The organism is Peptococcus niger (genome assembly GCF_900101835.1).
Lineage (GTDB): Bacteria > Bacillota > Peptococcia > Peptococcales > Peptococcaceae > Peptococcus > Peptococcus niger.
This window is the reverse complement of the sequence record NZ_FNAF01000008.1, coordinates 1-21,253: the sequence shown is the minus strand read 5'-3', so window position 1 is coordinate 21,253 and position 21,253 is coordinate 1. Positions and strand designations below refer to the sequence as shown.

The 21,253-nt window shown below is 55.2% G+C and carries 23 protein-coding genes and 1 pseudogene; 12 read left to right on the top strand and 12 right to left on the bottom strand.

The window, feature by feature from the left end:
- Positions 1-131: 131 nt before the first annotated feature.
- From BLQ16_RS06745 to BLQ16_RS06730, 4 genes are read left to right on the top strand one after another with little or no spacing between them, the layout of a single operon-like run.
- Positions 132-1,139 carry an L-threonylcarbamoyladenylate synthase gene (locus tag BLQ16_RS06745; protein ID WP_091791984.1) on the top strand — a complete coding sequence of 336 codons (1,008 nt, stop codon included), beginning with the start codon at positions 132-134 and terminating at the stop codon, positions 1,137-1,139.
- Positions 1,136-1,585, top strand: a complete 450-nt coding sequence (locus BLQ16_RS06740; RefSeq protein ID WP_091791983.1) for an arsenate reductase/protein-tyrosine-phosphatase family protein — start codon at positions 1,136-1,138, stop codon at positions 1,583-1,585. Before BLQ16_RS06745 ends, BLQ16_RS06740 begins: the two co-directional genes overlap by 4 nt.
- The gene (gene rpiB / locus BLQ16_RS06735) at positions 1,582-2,028 is read left to right on the top strand and encodes a ribose 5-phosphate isomerase B (protein ID WP_091791982.1); all 447 of its coding nucleotides are present in this window, start codon (positions 1,582-1,584) and stop codon (positions 2,026-2,028) included. Before BLQ16_RS06740 ends, rpiB begins: the two co-directional genes overlap by 4 nt.
- Entirely contained in the window at positions 2,028-2,624 is a 597-nt protein-coding gene (locus BLQ16_RS06730; protein WP_091791981.1) for a TIGR01440 family protein, read from the top strand. Before rpiB ends, BLQ16_RS06730 begins: the two co-directional genes overlap by 1 nt.
- 79 nt (positions 2,625-2,703) lie before the next feature.
- Here BLQ16_RS06730 and BLQ16_RS06725 read toward each other — a convergent pair whose 3' ends face one another.
- Genes BLQ16_RS06725 through BLQ16_RS06715 form a run of 3 tightly spaced genes read right to left on the bottom strand, consistent with a single transcriptional unit; the run spans position 2,704 to position 4,441 of the window.
- On the bottom strand, positions 2,704-3,138 hold the full coding sequence (locus tag BLQ16_RS06725; RefSeq protein ID WP_091791980.1) for a hypothetical protein: 435 nt from the start codon (positions 3,136-3,138) through the stop codon (positions 2,704-2,706).
- Between the two features lie 38 nt (positions 3,139-3,176).
- The gene (locus BLQ16_RS06720) at positions 3,177-3,752 is read right to left on the bottom strand and encodes a hypothetical protein (RefSeq protein WP_091791979.1); all 576 of its coding nucleotides are present in this window, start codon (positions 3,750-3,752) and stop codon (positions 3,177-3,179) included.
- A complete protein-coding gene (locus BLQ16_RS06715) occupies positions 3,752-4,441 on the bottom strand; it encodes a Crp/Fnr family transcriptional regulator (protein WP_091791978.1) in 690 nt (229 codons plus the stop codon). The genes BLQ16_RS06720 and BLQ16_RS06715 overlap by 1 nt, the downstream gene beginning before the upstream one ends.
- 120 nt (positions 4,442-4,561) lie before the next feature.
- On the opposite strand from BLQ16_RS06715, the gene hcp reads away from it, so the two are divergent.
- Positions 4,562-6,142, top strand: coding sequence for a hydroxylamine reductase (gene hcp, locus BLQ16_RS06710; protein ID WP_091791977.1), 1,581 nt, complete (start codon positions 4,562-4,564; stop codon positions 6,140-6,142).
- A 139-nt stretch (positions 6,143-6,281) separates the two neighbouring features.
- Here the strand turns inward: hcp and BLQ16_RS06705 are convergent, their stop codons facing one another.
- The 4 genes from BLQ16_RS06705 to BLQ16_RS06690 all read right to left on the bottom strand — a co-directional run bounded on the left by BLQ16_RS06705 (position 6,282) and on the right by BLQ16_RS06690 (position 8,850).
- Entirely contained in the window at positions 6,282-6,635 is a 354-nt protein-coding gene (locus BLQ16_RS06705) for a hypothetical protein (protein ID WP_091791976.1), read from the bottom strand.
- Positions 6,636-6,715: 80 nt separating this feature from the next.
- Positions 6,716-7,336: an LbetaH domain-containing protein gene (locus BLQ16_RS06700; RefSeq protein WP_091791975.1), complete on the bottom strand. Its 621-nt coding sequence runs from the start codon at positions 7,334-7,336 to the stop codon at positions 6,716-6,718.
- A 24-nt stretch (positions 7,337-7,360) separates the two neighbouring features.
- Positions 7,361-7,975 (bottom strand): hypothetical protein, encoded by a 615-nt coding sequence (locus tag BLQ16_RS06695; protein ID WP_091791974.1) that lies wholly within the window; start codon positions 7,973-7,975, stop codon positions 7,361-7,363.
- Positions 7,963-8,850, bottom strand: coding sequence for a patatin-like phospholipase family protein (locus tag BLQ16_RS06690; protein WP_091791973.1), 888 nt, complete (start codon positions 8,848-8,850; stop codon positions 7,963-7,965). The genes BLQ16_RS06695 and BLQ16_RS06690 overlap by 13 nt, the downstream gene beginning before the upstream one ends.
- A 301-nt stretch (positions 8,851-9,151) precedes the next feature.
- On the opposite strand from BLQ16_RS06690, the gene BLQ16_RS06685 reads away from it, so the two are divergent.
- Together BLQ16_RS06685 and BLQ16_RS06680 are read left to right on the top strand one after the other, a co-directional pair.
- Positions 9,152-9,736 (top strand): GDSL-type esterase/lipase family protein, encoded by a 585-nt coding sequence (locus tag BLQ16_RS06685; protein ID WP_091791972.1) that lies wholly within the window; start codon positions 9,152-9,154, stop codon positions 9,734-9,736.
- Positions 9,723-10,271: a 2-thiouracil desulfurase family protein gene (locus BLQ16_RS06680; RefSeq protein ID WP_242868970.1), complete on the top strand. Its 549-nt coding sequence runs from the start codon at positions 9,723-9,725 to the stop codon at positions 10,269-10,271. Before BLQ16_RS06685 ends, BLQ16_RS06680 begins: the two co-directional genes overlap by 14 nt.
- Positions 10,272-10,363: 92 nt before the next feature.
- Here the strand turns inward: BLQ16_RS06680 and serS are convergent, their stop codons facing one another.
- From serS to BLQ16_RS06660, 5 genes and pseudogenes are all read right to left on the bottom strand, one after another.
- Positions 10,364-11,629, bottom strand: a complete 1,266-nt coding sequence (gene serS, locus BLQ16_RS06675; protein ID WP_091791971.1) for a serine--tRNA ligase — start codon at positions 11,627-11,629, stop codon at positions 10,364-10,366.
- Between the two features lie 18 nt (positions 11,630-11,647).
- Entirely contained in the window at positions 11,648-13,345 is a 1,698-nt protein-coding gene (locus BLQ16_RS06670) for an NAD(P)-dependent oxidoreductase (RefSeq protein ID WP_091791970.1), read from the bottom strand.
- 173 nt (positions 13,346-13,518) lie between these two features.
- On the bottom strand, positions 13,519-14,322 hold the full coding sequence (locus BLQ16_RS09805; protein WP_242868969.1) for a hypothetical protein: 804 nt from the start codon (positions 14,320-14,322) through the stop codon (positions 13,519-13,521).
- Between the two features lie 354 nt (positions 14,323-14,676).
- A pseudogene (locus BLQ16_RS09930) lies at positions 14,677-14,901 on the bottom strand (hypothetical protein); the annotation flags it as partial.
- Complete coding sequence (locus BLQ16_RS06660; RefSeq protein ID WP_091791968.1) at positions 14,862-15,089, bottom strand: helix-turn-helix domain-containing protein; 228 nt, start codon at positions 15,087-15,089, stop codon at positions 14,862-14,864. The pseudogene BLQ16_RS09930 and the gene BLQ16_RS06660, both read right to left, overlap by 40 nt.
- Positions 15,090-15,492: 403 nt before the next feature.
- On the opposite strand from BLQ16_RS06660, the gene BLQ16_RS06655 reads away from it, so the two are divergent.
- The 5 genes from BLQ16_RS06655 to BLQ16_RS06635 all read left to right on the top strand — a co-directional run.
- Positions 15,493-16,941: a SpaH/EbpB family LPXTG-anchored major pilin gene (locus BLQ16_RS06655; RefSeq protein ID WP_091791967.1), complete on the top strand. Its 1,449-nt coding sequence runs from the start codon at positions 15,493-15,495 to the stop codon at positions 16,939-16,941.
- Positions 16,942-16,996: 55 nt separating this feature from the next.
- Positions 16,997-17,872: a class C sortase gene (locus BLQ16_RS06650; RefSeq protein ID WP_091791966.1), complete on the top strand. Its 876-nt coding sequence runs from the start codon at positions 16,997-16,999 to the stop codon at positions 17,870-17,872.
- A complete protein-coding gene (locus tag BLQ16_RS06645; RefSeq protein WP_159428021.1) occupies positions 17,856-18,863 on the top strand; it encodes a Cna B-type domain-containing protein in 1,008 nt (335 codons plus the stop codon). The genes BLQ16_RS06650 and BLQ16_RS06645 overlap by 17 nt, the downstream gene beginning before the upstream one ends.
- The gene (locus BLQ16_RS06640; RefSeq protein ID WP_091791964.1) at positions 18,860-19,453 is read left to right on the top strand and encodes a sortase; all 594 of its coding nucleotides are present in this window, start codon (positions 18,860-18,862) and stop codon (positions 19,451-19,453) included. Before BLQ16_RS06645 ends, BLQ16_RS06640 begins: the two co-directional genes overlap by 4 nt.
- A gap of 130 nt (positions 19,454-19,583) precedes the next feature.
- Positions 19,584-21,253: Cna B-type domain-containing protein (locus tag BLQ16_RS06635; RefSeq protein WP_144019672.1), on the top strand; the 1,670-nt coding region annotated here is incomplete at its 3' end.

Genomic DNA, 21,253 nt, shown 5'->3' with positions numbered 1-21,253 from the left:
GATATTTTTTGAAAAGAATCTCTGATTTGTCCATCGAGCGGTTTGCTTTTGGGGAAGCCGGGTGAAAGGCTTGAAGGCGGTTCAGGCATGGCTTATACTAGGGAGAGACCAGTGTTAAAGGAGATGGCATCATGTGGCAGGGAAGCCAAGATGAGGATATTCAGGCGGCGGCAGCGGCGCTGCAGGCCGGTGAATTGGTCGCATTTCCCACGGAGACCGTTTACGGACTGGGGGCGGATGGCTTAAACGCCAGGGCTTGCGCGCAAATATTTGCCGCCAAGGGCCGCCCCCAGGATAATCCTTTAATTTTACATATTGCAAATGAAGAGATGCTGGCGGAGATCGCGGAACCGCTGCCGGAAGCGGGGGCGCGTCTGGCCAAGGCTTTTTGGCCGGGACCGATGACCCTGATTTTAAAACGACGCCCCCTTGTGCCCGATGTGGTGACCGCCGGCCTGGATACGGTGGCGGTCCGCTGGCCGGACCATCCGGTGGCGCAGAAATTGATTGAAGCGGTGGGCAGGCCTTTGGCGGCGCCCTCTGCCAATAAAAGTGGCCGGCCGTCGCCGACCCTGGCCTGGCATGTGCAGGCGGATTTCGGGGAGGCCATTGCCGGGGTGATTGACGGCGGTCCGACGGATGTCGGCCTAGAATCGACCATTGTGGATGTATCGGTGACCCCGCCGACCTTGCTGCGGCCGGGCGGCATTACCCGCGAAGCCCTGGAAGGGGTGGTGGGACCGGTGGCGGACCCGGAGCAGAGCGAGCGGCCTAAAGCGCCGGGCATGAAGTACCGGCATTATGCGCCGAACGTCCCCGTCATTCGCCTGCCGAATGCGACCCTGGAAACGGCGCGGGCCTTTTTGGCGGCCCATGAAGGGGAGACCGTCGGCCTCTTGCTGGACGATGAGAGCCTGAATGCCTTGGCCCCCTTTTCGCCGTCTGTGCTGGTTTGGAACTTGGGGCCAAAGACCCATCCTGAATTGGCGGCGGCGCGGCTTTTTGATGGCTTGCGCCGGCTGGAGGCGGCCGGTTGTGCCGTCATGCTGATAGCCACTTATGATGAAAGGGGCATGGGCTTGGCGGTAGCCAATCGGATTAACAAATTAAGCCGCCCCTATGAGGAGGGTGACCTATGAATATATTATACGTTTGTACCGGCAATACCTGCCGTAGCCCCATGGCTGCGGCCATTACCCTGGCCCGGATGGCTGAAGCGCCGGACCGCTATGCAGGTTTAGCCGTGGCCTCCTGCGGCCTTTATGCCGCGGTTGGCGCGCTGGCATCGGAAGGGGCGGAAAAAGCTCTGACCCGTCACGGGTTGACGGCAGCGGCCCACCAGGCCCGGCAATTGACCCCGGACCACATTGCGGCGGCAGATTTAATTTTAACCATGACTGCGGCCCAGGCGGCCACGCTCAGCCAAGCCTTTCCGCAGGCGGCAGGGCGGATCAGGCCCCTGGCCGGACAAGACATCAGCGACCCCTTCGGCGGCAGCGATGCCGACTACGAACGGGCTTATCGGGAAATTGACGCTGCTGTGGCGGCGCTTTTAGAGACACTTCCTAAGGAGGATGTAGGATGAAAATTGCAATTGGCGCCGATCATGGCGGGATCCATTTGAAAACGGCAATCGTTGCCCACTTGAAAGACCTGGGGCATGAGGTGGTGGACTACGGGACAGATTCGTCCGAGTCTTGCGATTACCCCCTCATTGCCCTGCCCTTGGCCAAAGATGTGGCTGCCGGCGATCCGGCGCTGGGGATTCTCATTTGCGGCACCGGCATCGGCATTGGCATTGCCGCCAATAAGGTGCCGGGCGTCCGCGCCGCCCTCTGCCACGACACTTTTTCCGCCCATGCGGCGCGGGAACACAACAATGCGAACATCCTGACCATGGGTGAACGCATTATCGGCCCGGGGCTGGCCTTGGATATTGTTGATGCGTTTTTGGCGGCAAATTTTGCCGGCGGCCGGCATGAGCGGCGCGTCGGTGAAATCGCTGCCATTGAAAGGGGCGAATTGTGATGACGGACGTGTGGACGCCGGAAGGGCTGGCAAGTGATTTAAAGGCGGTATTGAGAGATATGGTGGACCGGTCTGCCCCCCGCAGCGGCGACATTTTTGTCATCGGCTGTTCCACCAGTGAGGTCCAGGGACGCCGCATCGGCAAGGCCGGCAGCCCCCAGGTGGCAGACGTCCTCTACCCGGTCCTGGATGACTTTGCCAACCAATACCACCTGCGCCTGGCCTTCCAGTGTTGCGAACATTTAAACCGGGCCCTGGTGGTCTCCCGGGAAACAGCTGTCATAGAAGGCCTGACGGAAGTCAGTGTCGTCCCCCACTACCGGGCCGGCGGCTCCATGGCCACCTGTGCCTACCACCGGATGCGGGACCCCCTGGTGGTGGAAGACCTGGCCCACCGGGCCGGCTATGGCATTGACATCGGCCTGACCATGATCGGTATGCACATGCGTCCGGTGGCGGTCCCCATGCGCCTGGCCCACCGTCAAGTCGGCAATGCCCAGGTCGCCTGTGCCTTCAGCCGGCCCAAGCTTATCGGCGGCGAACGGGCCCGTTATACCCAGGCGGCGGCAGACGCCTATAAGGCCGATGAGACCTGACCCTTATAGAAACAAGGGCCGGATCAAATAAGCATAAAAATAGCAGCTACCCGCAAGGACGCGGGCGGCTGCTATTTTTTTAACCCTTGCTGTAAATTAAGGCCAGGCCGACCAGGCAGAGGACGATGCCGCCGGCAGACCGGAGGCTCAAGTTTTCTTTGTAAAAAAAGGCGCCGATGGCCAAGAGGGCCAGGGCGAGCAGGATATTGGCCGTCAGCGAGCCGAGGCTCATGGGCCATCCGCAGCGGTAGAGCATAATATAGCCCCCCTCCAAGGCCACGATGGACAGGCCGAGGACAAGGCTGGCGCCGTTTAACTGCTGGCAACCGGCCAAGAGGGAGGCCCCATCGGACCGGTGGCTGAGAAAGTGGGCGGAAAGACTGACCGCAAAGGCCACGGCATAGGCCAGGGAAAGGGCTAAGAAGGGCGGGGCCTGGGCCGGGATTTCCTTGGTGGCCAGGTTATAAAGAATATTGGCGCTGACGATGACAAGAAGGGGCCAGATGGGTAACATAAAAACCTCCTCTAGGTTGGGTGTGGGGCGATGGGACCTTAGGCGTACAAGGCGGTGACGCTCAGGGGGGTGCGGCGGCAGAGGGCGGCGAAGTCAACCCACTGGGGAGCGGCCTGCCAGCCGTCCTGGACCTGGATGAGAAAGGCGCCGTCAGCGTAGGCCCGGTAGCTGCAGATGACCAGGCTGTGCCGCCGCCAGGGACCGGTCACGGTGCTCAAGACCAGGCCGTGAGACCGGTTGAGCTGGCCACGGATAAGTCGCTGGCAAGCCTTCCGAAAAAAGATGAAACCGGCCAGGCGGGTTTGCGGTTTGACCGAGACCTTTAGGGCCCGGCCGAAGGCCCGGGCCATGGGGTGGACGGTGAAGAAAAATGTGCCGATGGGCGGGAGCCAGCCGCGGCGCCTGGCCAGCGGCAAGAGTTGCGCCATCAAGTCTTGGGCCAACCGGTCATCGGCCGTGGGCGCCAGAAGGCGCAAGAGGGCCACCGGGGTGCAAATGTTGCGGGCCTTTGACCAGGATTTTAAGCGGTAGGGCTTAAGGGGGGCTGTGGCCGCTGCCACCGGGGCGCCGTGCCGGTCCTCCCAAGCGGTCAGGTTGACAATCAGGGCTTCCATTAGGTCATCACCTCCAAGGCAGTGGGGTCCAAAATGCGAAAGACCTTGCGGTCATAGTCAATCAAGCCTTCTTCTTTCATTTGGGTTAAAGCGCGGGACAGGGAGGGACGGGCCACCGCCAGGGCTTCCGCCATTTCTTCCCGGTTGTAGCGCAGGGTGAAGGGGTCACCGGCAGGGGTGTCAATGCCTTCCTGTAACAGAAAAAGGGCGATTTTGCCGCGCAGGCTGCCGGCGGACAAGTAGCCGACCTTATTGGTCAAGACCTTGGCCTGGCGGGCCAGGTCGCGAATCATATTGCGGATGACCTTTTGGTGAGCGCTGCAGGTGTTGGCGCACTGCTGGTAAAAGGCCTTGGCAGGGAAGGCCAGGGTGGTCGCCTCTGTCAGGGCGGTGATGCTGAACCCTTCCAGCTGGTCGTCGGAAAAGGCGGTGGCCTGGCCGTAGAGGGCGCCGGTCTCCAGGTCACCGGCGCGGACTTCCTGGCCGCTTGCGCCGATCCGGGTCAGCGCCAACCGCCCGTCCAAGAGGAGGAGAATGTCCGTCAGAGGATGATCCTGCTGGTGCAGGACCGCCCCTTTTGACCAATGCGCCTCACGCGGCATGACACAGGTGAGGAACCGCAAGACCTCATCGTCCTTACAGTCTTGAAAGAGGGAATAGTTCTGTAAAGTATAAGGACCAAGTTGCATTTTTTACAATCCTTTCCTAAAAACGTAACAATTGTTACATAAATAATTGTAGCAAAGGGCTATAATGATGTCAAAAGCAAGAGGTGTGGATTGACAGTCAACTTTGAGGAGGACCATTTTATGACAGACCAAATGTTTTGTTTCCAATGCGAGCAGACCGCCGGCGGTAAAGGCTGCACCGTTTCCGGGGTTTGCGGCAAAAAACCGGCCATCGCCGCCGCTCAGGACGATACCCTGGCAGAATTGATTCGCTTGGCCCGGGCCGCCTTACGCAAGGGCCCCATCAGCCGCGAAATTGGCCGCCTATTTATTGAAGGCCTTTTCCTGACCGTTACCAATGTCAGCTTTGATGAAGCGGCCATCCGCCGGTACAATGCGGCCTACCGGGCCCAGGCCGATGCCCTCGGCGCCACAGGAGCAGATGCCGTTGACCCGCATGACCTCTTCCATGGCGATGGGGATATTGTCAGCCTGCGGTCGACCCTGCTTTTCGGCTTAAAGGGCATGAGCGCCTATGCAGAGCATGCGAAAGTATTGGGCTATGAAGATGAGGCCATCTACCAGGGCTGCGGCGAATTTTTAAAGGCCCTGCTGGAGGACCACAGCGTTCCCGAATGGCTGAACCTGCTCATGGACTTCGGCAAATTAAACTTGACCACCATGGCCCTTTTGGACCGGGCCAATACGGAAACCTACGGCAAGCCGACCCCCAAGACGGTATCCACCCACATCCAGCCCGGCCCCTTTATTGTCGTCACCGGGCATGACCTGCTCGACCTGAAAATGTTGCTGGAACAGACCGAGGGCACCGGGGTGTCCGTCTACACCCATGGGGAAATGCTCCCGGCCCACGGCTATCCGGAACTGGCGAAATACGCCCACTTGAAGGGCCACTTCGGCACCGCCTGGAACAACCAGCAAAAGGAATTTGACAAGATCCCCGGTGCCGTGCTCTACACCACCAATTGCCTGATGCCGCCCCGTCCCAGTTACCAAGAGGCCCTCTTTACCACCAGCGTGGTCGGTTGGCCGGATGTCCCCCACATTGAAGCGGATGCCGACGGGCATAAGGACTTCTCTGCCGTCATCGCCAAGGCCAAGGCCCTGGGCGGGTATGACAGCCTTCAGGAAAAGACCGGCGCCAACGGCGGCCACACCATGACCACCGGCTTTGCCCGGGATACGGTTTTAGCCCATGCCGGTACGGTGATCGACGCCGTCAAATCCGGCGACCTGCGCCATATCTTCCTGGTGGGCGGCTGTGACGGCGCTAAGCCGGGGCGGAGCTACTACAGCGACTTTGTAAAGGCCACGCCGGAGGATACCCTGGTCCTGACCCTGGCCTGCGGCAAGTTCCGCTTTAACGATTTAGACCTGGGCAGCCTGGGCGGCCTGCCGCGCCTGATGGACATGGGCCAATGCAACGATGCCTACAGCGCCATTCAGGTGGCCCTCGCCCTGGCGGAAGCCTTTGAATGTGGGGTGAACGACCTGCCTCTGACCCTGGTCTTATCCTGGTATGAGCAGAAGGCCGTCTGCATCCTGCTTACCCTCCTGGCCCTGGGCATTAAGAACATCTACATCGGGCCGAGCCTGCCCGCCTTCTTTAGCGATACGGTGCTGAACACCCTGGTGGACATGTTCAACCTGACCCCCATCGGCAAGGCCGAAGAAGACCTGGCCAGCATCTTAGGCAATTAAGGCCTCACTGGACAATAAGAGAACAAAACCACCTGCCGCGCCTTGCGCGGCAGGTGGTTTTTTGTAGGCGCGGAGGAGAAGTCCACCGGCTCGCCAAAGACAGGCATAAAAAAAGCGACCGCTTAAGGGTCGCTCTGGGTTATTCCGGACGTTCGGCCAGGAGGCCTTTTAAAAATTCATGTTCTTTTTCCGCCATGTGCATGGCATCGCGCATGCAGCGGGTCATTTCCCAATCGTCATAGCGAGCTTGTTCATCGGCGGTAAGCTGGGCGTGGAGAGCCTGGTTTTCGTTGTTCAAGTTTACCAGGGCTTCCATTTCCGCAAAATCGTCGGCATCGACCTTATAGCGGTGGTGCAGCAAATCTTTCTTGTGGCCGCTCAGCAGGTCTTCCAAGAGTTCTTCTGTATTCTCGGGCATGTCCTCGACAGCGGTGTTTGGTTTAAATTCGTGGGCAATCAGTTCTTTTTGCTCGCCGTTTACGTTAAAAATCATATGATCCACTCCTTCATGGCTTTCCCTTCGTGCCTATTGATATACCCGAAAGGTCAAGGGCTCAAACAAAGAGGCCCGGGTCATATCATGCGGTAGTAATCGGCAATTTCCTGTGTGATGCCGGGAATTTCCCGGACCACTTTGGCCGGGTTGCCGGCAACAAGGGTAAAGGGCGGGACTTTCCCCCGGACCACAGCTCCGGCGGCGATGACGGCGCCCTGGAAGATCCAGGTGCCGGGTAAGATGATGGCGCCGGCGCCAATCCAGACGTCTGCTTCAATGCTGACGCTTTGCGGGTAGAGGTTGGCCCGATCTTTGACCAGGAGGCCGTGGTTTAAGGTGAGAATTTTAACGTTATGGCCCACGCTGACCCGTTCGCCGATAAAGATGCCGCCCTGGTCCTGAAAATAGCAACCGCTGTGGATCAGCACATGGTGCTTGATGTGCAAGTTACGCCCGTAGTCCACATAAAAAGGCGGGTTGACCCGGACCCCTTCGGCCACCGGCTGTTTCATCATTTGGCCCAGCAAGGCCTTTAACAGCTCCGGATTGTAATCGCTGTTGTTGTAGCGGGCATTTAACCGCCGGGCTTCAGCACAGGTGTCCAACATGAGTTGCATTTCCGGGGAGTCCGGATGGATGGCTCTGCCCCGGATGTTCAATTGGTTTAATTTTTCAACGGTGAGGTGTGTATGGGGCATGATAATACCTTCTTTCTTATTCGGCTAAATTCGCGAAAATTCACGCAATAACAAAAAGGCCATAATCAGGTCAGGCAAGGGCCAGCCGCCGGCCATGGGCGGCTTTCGGCGCAAGGCCTTTAAACGCTTGGATAAGGTAACCTGGTCCATTTTTGATCGGATGTAAAAGCCACGCAGCCAAGAGGCCCGGAATAAGGCGACCAGGAGGGCATCGTCCGCCGGCGAAGGCGTCTTGCCCAGGGCGACCTGCCGCACCTTTTGCCGGATGGCGGGGGCCATGTCGCCATAATCTACCGGTTTCTCGATGGGCCAGGGGCCTTTTATTCGGCGATAATCGTCTTCCCGTTCGAGGCAGGGACCGGGCGCCGAGAGCATCCGGTAGACCTCGGACGGACAGCTGGCACCATCAACTAAAATGGCCCGGTGGGTCTGGGTGAGGTGGTCCAGGTCGGCAGGAAGGGGATTCCTGCCGGCGTGAAAGCGTCGGCTGGAAACGCCCCAGAGGATGCCGGCATTCAGCAAGTCCCAGACCTCTGCCGCTAAAAGCACACTGGCGGCAATGCTCTTCTGCGGATTCGTTAAATCAGACCGACCTTCCGAGGCTAAAATGGCATACAAGGCCGGGCTTAAGGCTTCCATGGCGGCCCTCCCTGGAGAAAGGCCAGCACTTGCGGCCATTCCCGCCGGCCTTGGGCTAAGCCTTCATCAAAGGCATTGCCGACCGCCTTTTCGTCCAATTCGGCCCGGCTCACCGGCATGGTTTCAGGACTGAGCATGTAGGCCATCCTGTGGCGGACCAAGGCTTGGCAAAAGGCCGACTCCCGGTTGTAGCGGGCCGGCCGGGTGCGCATGGCCGCCCCCATGTGGGGATACCGCAAAGCCACGGCCCGGCTCAGCAGGGCCGGCCGGTGCTCCCTTTTCCGGTAATCCTTGGGCTGGGTGCGGACGATGAGAAAACGCCGATAGCCCCGGGCCAAGGCCGGTGACAGGGGAATGCTTTCCGCCAAGCCCCCGTCAACGTAGTAGCTGTCGCCCACCCGGGTCGGGGGCATCAAGAGGGGCAAGGAACTGGAGGCCCGGACAATCCGCCCCATATCCGCTGTGGAATGGACATCGGCCCGGCCCCACCAATGGGCCTCTCCACTGTCCCGGGCAAAGGCGCCAATGGCAAAGTCACAGGGGTTGGCCGCATAGGCGGCATAATCAAAGGGAATGCCGCCGCCTGCCTGGCAGGCATCTTCGTAAATATAGCGGGCGTTAAAATAACCGTCGCCGTGGAGGAAATGGTCAAGACCGCCGAAATTCGGGTCGCTGGCCATTTGCACAAACGAGGCCCGCAAGCGGGGTCGATCGTCTGACAAGAGGCAGGAAGCAATGGTGCCGCCGGCGGATACCGCTGCAATAAAGGGGAGCCGCAGCCCTGCTTCCATTAAGGCGCTGACCATGCCGGCACTGTAGGCCGCACGCATGCCGCCCCCTTCCAGGATTAAAGCCACATCATTAAATTCAAACATAAGCGCCCTCCTTCTATGCTATAATCATACCAAAAGTCCCCGTTTTTTACACATCTTAGGCGTAAAAGGGGCAAATAAAAAAGACCTGTCGCGGGGGAGCGAGCAGGTCAGGAAGAGGGGGGCAAATTAGGGGGTGCGAATCACCAAGGGCATAAGAAAAATTATTGGAACCTATAAGCTTTAACATGTATAGAGTACACCCTCTTGCAGATAAAGTCAAGGGATTTCGTGAAAATTATTTCAAACTGATGATGGCCTCCCAGGGGCCGTCGCTAGAGGAAAACAAGGAAAGGTGGCCCCTATGACCCTATTGATTGTTGGCGATTCCAATACCTTCGGCTACCGGCCCGGCGGTGGCCGCTACCTGCCGGGAGACCGGTGGACCGACCAGGTCAAGCAGGCCCTACCGGCGGAAAGGGTGCGGGTGGAAGGACAAAACGGACGGGTATTTTTCGGCCGCTTGTGCGGCCTTCAAGGGCTGGCCGACGGGAGCAGCGTTTTGAGGCGAACGTATGCGGCCCTGCAGCCGGAGACGGTCCTCGTGCAATTGGGCACGAACGACCTCTTGTATGGGGTTGGGGTGACGGTCTTGGCCGATGCCATGGCGGCCTTCCTGGCGCCCCTGGCAGAGCAGACCCGGGTCATCGTCCTCCTGCCCCATGCGGTAGACCCCTTGGCAGGTGACCTGGCCTTCGGGCCGCCCTGGATGGTCCATGCCTGTCGCGCCCTGGCTGACCAGCTGCGGGCCAGGGAAGACCTGGCCCGGGTCCGCTGGGTGGAGGTCTCAGATACCGGCATAGACCCTTTTGACGGCCTGCACTTGTCCCTTGACGGCCACCGGGAAACGGCCCGGAAGGTATTGGAGGCGATGGATGTCCATGGATAAAGACTTCTCTATAACCCCGGCAGAAGTGGTCGGCGGAAGCGAGCAAGCGGATGCGGCAAGTCAACTGGCAGACCTGCCGGCGGGGGCGCCGATTTTGGTCAGCGCCTGCCTGTTGGGCCAGCCCTGCCGATACGATGGCCGGGCCAAGACCTACCCCGGCGTTCAAGCCTTGGCCCGGCGCTATGTCCTCTACCCGATTTGCCCCGAAGTTGCCGGCGGCCTTTCCACGCCACGGCCGCCGGCAGAGCGACAGGGCGAGGCCGTCCGCACCGCCGACGGACAGGACCTAACCGCCGCTTACCGGCAAGGCGCCGCCTGCGCCGTGGCCATGGCAGCGGCCCACCACATTCGCCTGGCCATTTTAAAGGCCAAAAGCCCCTCCTGCGGCAGCGGTCAAATTTATGACGGCAGCTTCAGTCGCAGCTTGATCCCCGGGCAGGGGGTCGCCGCTGAAGCCCTACAAGCGGCCGGCGTCTTGGTGCTGAGCGAGCAGGACCTTCCCATGGCAGGACCGGATCCCTCCGACAAAGACTAGCCGCCCTTAACCCAATAAAAATACCCTTTCAGGACGCAACCGGTGCGCCCCGAAAGGGTATTTTTTGCTGCAAAAATTTAGTCAATAAAGACTTACTCAATAATGGTCCGGCCACCCATATAGGGGATGAGGGCTTCCGGAATTTCAATTTTGCCGTCAGCGGTTTGGTAATTTTCCATAATCGCAGCGACGGTCCGGCCCACTGCCAGTCCGGACCCGTTCAGGGTGTGGACAAAGCGCACCTTTCCATCGGCATCGCGGAAGCGGAGGTTGGCTCGGCGGGATTGGAAATCCAGGAAGTTGGAGCAGGAAGAAATCTCCCGGTAATTGTCATAAGACGGCAGCCAGACTTCCAAGTCGTAGGTCTTAGCGCTGGAAAAACCAATGTCGCCGGCTGCCAGGGTGATGACCCGGTAGGGCAGGCCCAGGGCCTGCAAGAGGTCTTCCGCATCCTTGGTCAAACTTTCCAGTTCTTCCCAGCTGTGGTCCGGATGGGCCAGCTTGACCATTTCCACCTTGTGGAACTGGTGCTGGCGGATAATGCCCCGGGTATCCCGGCCGGCCGACCCGGCCTCAGACCGGAAGCAGGGGCTGAAGGCGCAGTATTTCACCGGTAAGTCCTTCTCCGCTAAAATCTCATCGCGATGGTAGTTTGTGACCGGGACTTCGGCGGTGGGAATCAGGTAATAGTCCGTATTCTCCAGGTGAAACATGTCCTCGGCAAACTTGGGCAGCTGGCCGGTGCCAAAATCAGAAGTGCTGTTGGTCATATAGGGGGGGATCAATTCGGTGTAGCCGTGTTTTTCTGTGTGGAAATCCAAGAAAAAGGCAATCACCGCCCGTTCCAAGCGGGCGCCCAGTTTTTTATAGAAGGTAAAGCGGCTGCCGGTGACCTTGGCACCACGCTCAAAATCCAGAAGGTCCAGAGATTCGCCCAAATCCCAGTGGGCCTTCGGCGTGAAGGCAAAATCTCTCGGCGTGCCCACGGTGCGTTCTACGCGAAAATCATCTTCGCCGCCATCGGGAATGTCTGCCGCCGGAATGTTCGGCACCCCGGCACGGAAAGCGTCCAGTTCCTCAGCAATCCGGCGGTGGTCTGCTTCAATGTTGTCAATTTTTTCTTTGACCGCGTTGACCTCAGCCATCAGGGCCTCGGCATCTTCACCCTTGCGCTTGGCCTGGCCGATGGCCTTGCTCTTTTCATTGCGCTGTTGCTGGAGGGATTCAATTTCAACGGTCAGTTCACGGTAGCGACGGTCTGCGTCCAAAAAGGGCGTCATGTCCAGGCTATCGCCGCGGCGGCGGACACCTTCCACGACAGCATCAGGGTTTTGGCGCATCAGTTTTAGATCTAACATAGGGGTCTCCTTTCATCATCAGACAAGCATCTGATCGGTCAATGGGGTTAAAAGCGTTTGCGGTAAATGAATGTATTCAGGTTGGCGCATGCCGCTCAGGGCCGTGATTTTTTCCAATAAATCCGCCTTAGGCGGCTTGTCCAACATAATCCACATAAGGGCAATGTCCCGGGCCTCTTCTTTTTGGCCCAGTACCATGCCGCCGATGTTCACCTGCCTGGCGCCCAGCAGGGTGCCCACCTGGCCGACCATCCCGGGCCGGTTGGCGTGGGGGACCAGGAGCAGGTGCTCCGTCGGTTCGGCGGTAAAACGGAATTGGTCCAGCCGGGTCAGCTGGAGGGCATTGTGCCGCAGGCTGCCGCCCACTTCCAAGATGCCCCGTAAGCTGCCGGCCGTTGCAGAAAGGCCGTCAATGCGCGCTGACTCAGCCTGCCAGACGAGTTTGATGCCTGCTTCCTGGGCCCAGATGCGGGCTGAAATCCGGTTGACCCGGTCATCGCCCAAGCCGTGGGCAAGTCCCTCCAGAAAAGCGGACCAGATCGCCATTTCATTGAGCCTTGGCGCCTCCCGTCCAGCGGTCAGGTCCACCTGCTTCGGCCGGTGGCCCAGCCGGGCGCCCAGCATTTGCCCTAAAAGGGTTGCCAGCCGGAGCCAGGGCGCGTGCAAGCGCCGTTCCGCCAAGCGTAAGTGGGGGACATTGATGGTTGAATCCACCGCCTGCCCGCGCAAGGCATGGATTAAATCCCGGGCCATCTCCCGTTCAATGCTCCGCCGCGCCTCCAGGGTATTGCCGGCAGCCCCCACACTGGCAGCATCGCCAATGTAGTGGGCCAGGACCTCCTGCATGGCCTCATAGCCCGGCGGCAAGTCGATAATGAACCGCTTTAAGTAGCCCCAGTCCAGGGCCCGGACCAGCTCATTCATCCGCAGGACCTGGGGATCGCCAATGTGGATTAAAATGGCATTTTCCCGCAGCAGCTGAATTTCATCCTTGCCAAACCGGCCTTCACCAGCGGCCCGCGTCTGTAAATTCACTAAAATATCCACGCTGACCAAGAGGTCAATGGTCGGTAAAATTTCCGCCTGGTAGAGTTCCGCCTGGACCCGGCTGCTCTCCTCAGCGCTAAAGACCACCTGCAAGCCAAAGGCCTGGGCCCGCCGGGCCACCTCTTTGGCCGCCGGACCGACCCCTAAGATGCCCAGCCGCTTGCCTGCCAACTCCACCGGCTCATAATCGCTTTCGCGGGCAGCCTCTAAAAGCTTCATTAAAATAAAATCCGCCTGGCTGGCCGATTCGCCCCGCAACGGCTCCAAAACCAAAATGCCCGCCGCCGTTGCCTGGGGGACATCCAAGAGCCGTTGGTCCCGGTTTAAAAGGCCAATCGCCGCCAATTTTCCCCGCGCCGCATAGAGCATCTCCGGCAATTCGCCGTCACCGCTTAACAAAAGCCCATCCGCCGTATGGCTCACCTCAGACCAGGGCAAGTCGATGTCAATTTGCCCCACATCCACCTGCTCCGCAGCCATCAACTCCATCGTTGAAGGCAAGAGGGGAATATTCGTTGCAATGTACAAGTCGGCATCTCCTTTCCGAAATAGGTCCCAGCAAGCCGGCACCGGGTCAGCAGCCTTCCATAAAAAAATTCCGCCCCATAAAGGGACGGAATCATCCGCGGTACCACCCGAATTGCAGCCAAGCTGCCACTTTATGCGCATAACGGCCGCCTGCCGGGACTTTTCAGCCCACGCTCCGAGGTGGAAAGACCGCTTCCAACGCCGGTTTTCACCAACCACCGGCTCTCTGAGAGGGAAGTTAAGTCATAGTCTCATCACTGCGTATCAATCTCTAGTAATAGGTTCATTGTAGAAAGAAACGACCAATTTGTCAATCACAGAAGTGGATTTTCCGGCCTGTCAGCAGAAAGCGCGACCGCTTCCGGCTTGTGGTCTATCCGGAAAGCGGCTCCCTGTCGCTTCTTTAAAATGCTATTGGTGACCGTTAACAGTAATTGCTGGAGCTGGTGGGGCAGCGGCAATTGTTCAAAACTGAGCACCATTTTGTCAGGGGCTAGATCATCTAAGGGAAAGTCTGTGATGAAGAGCTCATATGATGAAGCCTTTATGGCCTCCAGATCCACCAGGTAAGCGTCATAGGTATCCACTTGTAGCAGGTTGGGGTTGAGGGTGTTTAACAGGTCCGTTAAGCTCTCCGAATAGTTTTTATCATATTGGCTGATGACCAAGGCCCGGCAAGGCGGCCTACTCACGAGCAATTGAGACAAGAGCTTTGGCCAAAGCATGTAAATATTGTAGATCAAATAGGGCAACTTATTATGAAAAGTAGGAGCATACCGGGTCAAATGCTTATCCAGGCGTGTGTACAAATCCTTGTAAAGGGCAGGATTATAGGGCTGAATACGAGAGGCCATATTTATCGTATAATCAATAAAAAATCTTGCAGCATCAATATTTTGCGCTTTAAAGCGCATGTAAATAAAGAGCTTGTAGTAGAGCTCATCCGGGTCATCAATGGTAAGGTTATATTTTTCAGTCAGGTCAGCGATGAGATCTTTGAAGAACAAGTAGTGCACCTTGTAATTTTCCCGGGCCCAATCTCTGCCCTTTGGGTCTGTCAAAAAAGGCAGGTAGCCGTTGGCAATGAAACTGCCAAAAATTTGATACAAGGCATCCACAGGCTTCCCTGCTGTTAATGGCAAATATTTTTCCAGGATCTCTTGGACGACCGGCCTTCCGGCCATTTTTTTAAAAAGATCATGCAGGAAGGGCTGGGGGTGAAGACCTGGAATTTCTTTCCCTTGCTGGAAACGGATTAGAGCGACAGCCGAGACGTATTTCAAAAAATTAAAATGGTTTGGGAAAGGCGCAAGCCTTATATCCTGTGCCAGACAACATATCAGGTGGTGGACATCTTCTTCCTCAACCAAGCCGCTAAAGGGCCAACGGCTTGTCGCATGTGACATTTCAATAAAAAAATTGGTGTAAAATGCCCGAATTTCCTCTTCCTGACCAGAAAAAGCCATTTCTTTATAAGAAAAATGTAGCTTGTAGCATGGTGAGAGGGCCTTATTCAGACACTGGACATTCCTGTAAATAGATGATTCGCTGGAGTGCATTTCTAAAGTCAAATCAAGCTTATCTTTATTTGGCGTCAAAAAACAAGACCACAAAATTTTCGCCACTAAGGTGTGGCATAAAAATTGCCGTTGTAAAGTCAAGACACTGAAATTTGGACAGAAGGTAACACAAACCATAGAGCCGATATTTTTAAAAGAGACAGACGCTGAAAACAGTTTTTAAGGGCTGCAAGGTAAGAGGCAAGCGTTTTTTTAGAGCACTGTAATATTTTCGCCAATTCGCCATAGGTCATCCATTCATTTTCATGGCGGTACAGGATCATCATCAGATCCATCATTTTTTGTTCTTGCTGGAGGAATAACAAGAGCTAGCGCCTCCCCGGTTATTAAGTGAGAAAAAAATAAAATATGTTTCAAAAAGAGTCTTAAATTAAAAAGAAAAAAAGTAAAGTATAGAATTGCAGTAGGAGTTAGCTATGGTTAATATATAACAAGGTAGATTAGATTTCAAGCTTCATTCATGTTTGAAATTAATGATTAGCTATAGGTAACAGAAAGAGGGGGCGTTCTGTTTGACATAAGAAACAAAGCTTAAAATGTTTGCCGGCTTTTTCCGCGGAAGATTGCCTTCCTCTCTTAGGAAAAAGCAAGGGGTAGAGGATCCGGTCGGAAAACAGAAGTCTGCCGGGTCGGCTGATACGGCCCCCCGTCCGTATCAGTCTCACTGCCCCGCTGCCTAGGGACAAAATAAAAGATGAGGAGAAAAAGATGAAGAAAACATTTAAAAAAATCGGCGCCGCTCTTTTGGTGGCTGCCTTCTTGGCGGTTAATCTCGTGCCCGCCATGGGTGCCTTTGCTGCAGACCAGGAAAAAGGTTCTATTACCGTAAACAATACGGTGAAAGATAAAGTCTATAATATTTATAAGGTCTTTGACTTGACCTATTCCGGGGATAAGGTGTCTTATACGATTGCCTCTGAGTGGGAGGATTTCTTTAAAGGAGCCGGTGCAAAGTATATTAGTGACACCAATACCGGCAATAGCCTTAACCCTATTATTGTTAAGGGGGTTGTCAAGTATATCAATATTACCGATGACAATGTAGCTGGATTTGCCCAAGATGCGCTGGCTTTTGCCGGCAGCAAGGAGCCGACCGCGTCGGCAACGGCAAGCGGAGAGAGCTATAAATTTACGGGCTTGAGCTTGGGCTACTACCTGGTTTATCCTCAAGGGGCGTCCCTTTTAAAAGATGGTGTTGCGTCAATCTCTTCCATTACCTCTGCTAAGCCGGATGGCACGGTTAATGTCAAATCCACCTACCCAACGGTTGAGAAAAAGGTGGATGAGGAAAGCTTTGATTACGGTCAGGAAGCGACTTATACCTTAATCAGTAAGGTGCCTGATACCACCGGTTACTCTGAATATACCTTTAAAATGACGGATGCCTTGAGTAAGGGGTTAACCTTAAAACCGGATAGCGTTACAGTGGAAATTGATGGTAAAAATATGACGAACGATTCGAACATTACTTGCAGCCCGGATGTAGCCAATGGCGAGCTGGTAATTGATTTTAAGATGTTGAACTTGCAGGACTTAAAAGGAAAGACCATTAAAGTTACTTATCACGCTGCCATCAACAAGGATGCTGTTATCGGTCAAGAGGGGAACTCCAACAAAGTAACCCTTCAATACAGCAATAACCCGAAAAACGGCAAGGAAACCGACACCACTACTGATGAGAAGAAAGTGTATACGGCAGCCATTACCATTGATAAGTATGACGGAAAAGATAAGAAAAAGTTGGCCGGCGCTGAATTTGTTCTGCGAGATGGCGCAGATACTACGGCAAAATACTATTGTCTAAAAGATGATAAAGTAACTTGGGTAGATAATTTAAGCGATGCAACTAAGGTGACCACAAATGAAAAGGGTCGTGCTGACTTTAAAGGTTTGAAAAACGGGACCTATTATCTGGAAGAAACCAAGGCGCCGGAAGGCTATAATATGTCAACCGATAAAGTTAAAGTGGAGGTTGATTATGCCAACCAAAACGCTGAGGCTTTTGTCAAAGCTCAAGTGGAGAACAATACCGGTAAGGAACTTCCCGGTACCGGTGGTATGGGGGCTAAGCTCTTCATCGTTATTGGTGGCGGTATTGGCCTTTTGGCAGCCGGTATGTATCGTCGCAGCCGTAAAATGAATGCCGGTAACCGGTAATCGGTTAATAGGAAAGGAAGTACGCCGCTGAAGGACCTTCGGCGGCGTCCGGCTTATGCAAAGAGAACGAACGGCACTGTTGTCCTTACTTTTAATGCTGGTGGGGCTCTTGATTTTGTGCTATCCGACCATCGGGTCCTTTATCAATGGCTTCACCCAGACCCGGGCGATTGTCAACTATTGCGGCCGGGTAGATGAATTGACTGCCACAGAAAAGGCTGCTCTTTGGCAAGCGGCGGAAAATTACAATGCCGCCCTCCGCCAAAATCCGGCTGCCTTTGACGAACCAAACCTGATTCCCGGCTATAAAGACTGCCTGGACCCGGAAAAAACGGGCATTATGGGCTATGTTGACATCCCAAAGTTGCGGCTCAAGCTGCCTATCTACCATGGGACCAGCGCGCCTGTTTTGCAAATTGGGGCAGGCCACCTGGCGGGCTCAGCTTTGCCCACCGGGGGGCTGGGCAACCATACGGTGATTTCCGCCCATAGCGGTCTGCCAACGGCACGCCTCTTTACCGACCTGCCCAAGCTAAAAAAAGGCGATGACTTCTGCCTTCATGTCTTGGACAAAAAACTTACTTACCGGGTGATTCAAATCCAAAAGGTCACCCCCAAGCATTCGGAAAGCTTGCGTTGCCAGCCCGGTAAAGACTACTGTACCCTCTTTACCTGCACCCCTTACGGGATCAATACCCATCGGCTTTTGGTCACCGGAGAACGGTTGCCCGACCAGGCCGCTGGCGTAAAGGATAAGAAGGCCGGCCTGGAGTGGCCGCCCTGGCTGACCGGCTATTTGAAGTTGGGTGCCGCCTTTGCGGCTTTGGCAGCCAATATTATTTTAATCATCAAGCAGGTCTACCTCTTGCATGGGCAAAAAAGAGGTGGGCTGCAACATGGGAAAGGAGGCTGCGGTGAAAAAACAGAATAAGCTTTTGTCGCATTCCCTGGGCATCTTGCTAATTCTAAGCCTGCTCTTGAGCTTAACCATTAGCCTGCCTGCCCTTGGTGCACTTCCTGATAAAGGTCCTGAAATTGCCGGTTCTTTTAAGAATATGACCTTTCAGCTTTATCAGGTTGCCGAAAAAGACCATACCGGCAACTGGAGAGCCTGCCAGCCTTTTCAAGCCTATAAGCTTAACTTTTCCCTAACGGACGATGAAGGCAAAAGGGAACTGGTCGAGGCCCTGGTGGGCTACATCCGCAGAGATGGTGTCAAGCCCTTGCAAACCCTTGTTTCAGATGCCAACGGCACCCTCTCTTTCGGAAAAACAGCTGACGGCCTATACTTGATTACCGGCGATGGCAGCAGTGACAGTGCCGGGCGTAAGCCCGTACCCATCATCATTGAATGGCCTGCCAAAGAAAGTCCTTCATCGCCGATAAGGCCCAAATATGAGATTCCCCAGTCTTCCGGTAAAAGCGATAACCTGGCCGTCCACGTGAAAAAAGTCTGGCAGGATCAGAATTCAGACCAAAGGCCCGCCAGCGTACAAGTACAATTGCTTAAAGATAAGACGGTCATAGACACCGTTACCCTAAATGCAGACAACAATTGGAAAAAAGACTGGTATGGTTTGGCCAGTGGTTATAACTACCATGTGGTAGAAAAAACCGTTCCGGAAGGCTATACCCTATCCATCAATCGGGAGGGCAATAGCTTTACTTTGACCAATAGCAAAGAGGCCCCACCCCAAAAACCGGTCCCCAAGGAACCGCCTGGGGATAAGCCTCCGGGTAATGACAAACCGCCGGTAGATAAGCCGCCGGAAAAGCCCTTGCCCAAGTTGCCTCCAAGCGGTGGGAAAATTCCTCAAACCGGTCAGCTCTGGTGGCCGGTGGGGCTTTTGGCCATTTTGGCTGTAGGCTTTTCCTTAAAAGGCTACCGGCTTAGCCGGCAAGGCAAACGGGACCGTTCATGAGGGGCGCCGGTAGATATACCCTCTTGGCCGCCCTCTGTCTCCTGGCCGCCTTGGGCCTAACCGCCTATAATTGCCACCAGGCTCAGACCGCCGGCACAGAAGCGGCCTTGCAACTGGAAAAACTCCATACAGCCATCAGAACCACACAGGCAGAAGAAAAACCGGCAGCAGGCGGAGAAAAATCAGACACCGTCACGGTAGACGGCCTGCCTTATATTGGCGAACTGGTCATTGAAGCCTATGGCATGCACCTCCCGGTCATGGCCGACTATGACTCAGAAAAGCTGCGCATGGCCCCCTGCCTGTATTCCGGCAAAAGCCCGGATGACCATATGGTTATCGTAGGGCATAACTATAACAGCCATTTCGGCCCACTGCTCAGCTTGGGCCCGGGCAGCCGGATTGATTTTATCGACAGCCGGGGCCGCCTGTACAACTACCGGGTGAACCGGAAAGAAACGCTGGCCGGTAATGATTTGCAGGGGCTTTTAAAGGATACTGAAGACCAACTTAGCCTGGTGACCTGCACCATGAGCGGCTATACCCGCTGCGTCCTTAGGTGTCAGGAAATCAGCCGCAGCAAGGACTAGGGTTTTATCACGCCAGGCAGACAGCGCCCCCCCCCTTGCGGAAGGCGCTGTCTTATTTTTTGAAGCGTCGGATAAAGAAAAGAGAAAAGCTGGCAAGCTCGGATTTTGCTGCAAAAGAAGGTGATATTTTATGAAAAAAATAAAGGCAGGGGCTAAAAAATCCCTTTCCTTACTGATTATCATTGGCCTCTTGCTGGCCTACCTGCCGGAGGGGCCGACCTTCGGCAAGGATACAGGAGTGACAGGTGATCCCATTCCTCTGGCCTTGAGCAAGCAAGAGATAAAAGATCCGGCGGCTGCACCCGCAAAAGCACCTGCAAAAGAGGGCAGACCGGAAGAACCGGCCACCGCTTCTGACAAAAAAGCAGGAACAAAAGACCGGGCCACCCTGCTCCGGCTGCAAAAGGCCCTCAAGGAAGAAGCCGACCGGACCTTTGACGGAGACGGAGACGCTTACTTTTCCGGTCTTTCCTTAAAGGCCAAATCCCCTAAGGGCCCGACCGGAAAAGTAAAAATCATCCAGGGGGACAAGGGCTACTTTGCCTTAGACCTAAAGGACCTGAAACTGGAAAAAACTGATCAGATTCGCCTGCAGCTTGACCCGTCCATTGAGCTGGTGACCAGCTACTACGGCAAAGAAAAACAAGCCGAGCTGACCGCCCTCCTGGACCATTTGGACAGCGACATATTGAGCGACAGTTCAGAAGCCCAGGAAGATGTGGATAAAGCCAAGGCAATAACCCCCGACTACGCTCTGGAAGAAGAGGGGCTGGCACTGGATAAAGAGTCAGCCGAAGAGGGCAAAGACGGGTTAAAAAGTTATGCTCTCAGCCCGGAAAAAGCAGACTTGGAAAGCGCCCGCCTGCTTTTTTACGCCAAGGCCCCGGTGGAGAACCCGCCGGTCAACCTACAGATTGACCGGGCAGGCAAGACCTATGCCCTCAGCCTTGAAGACGCATCTTCAGCTGACAAAAACCAGTCCCAAGCCGCAGATGCTGACCAAGACCCGGCTGATCCGGCCATGTCTGCTGAAGCAGAAAGGCCTGCTAAAGAAATCAATCCGGCAAAAGACCTCTCCGACCTCATTACCCCCACCGAAGGGGAAAACTCTGTCCTTTTTCGGTCAAGTCATGAACACGATGATTATTCATACGGGGACTATGGCCGAAGACAGCGTGTAGAGAAAGTTTGGAAAGACGGGAATGAGAAACACTACGGCGAATCGGTAACGGTAAAGGTGTATTTTTCTTGTTATATTAAAGGGAAAAAGGGTTCTGGAAGGATTAAAGATAAGTATTTAACGCAGATTACTTTATCGTCTAGGAACGGGTGGCAAAAAGAACTTCCTAATGAAGAAGACATCAAAGACAATTATGTGAGGCTCGTAGAAGACTATATTGGCTATGTGAAAAAAATTAAAGAAGTATCCAGTCTTTCCTATCGTCTTGAAGAAGTGCCGGTGGCGGGCTATACGTCTACTATTTCAGAAACTCGTTATGGCTTCACCATCACCAACACCAAGACGGAACCGGAGCCACCGCCTCAGCCAGAGCCTGAACCAAACCCACCGGCCCAAGGCACTCAGGTTAAAGATATTAAAAAAATGATTGACTACCTGGGAGATGGGGCAGCAAACCCAGATACCAAGGTAGCCGGTAAAGAAGATTACCGTCAGTACTTGGAGTTTACCGGTCAAGAACCCAAGCAAAAAGAAGAACCCGGCTATGACTTCCTCATTGCCGTCGATACCACGGCCTCTATGACCACTAGAGACTATTACAGCAAGATTACAGGCCGAGA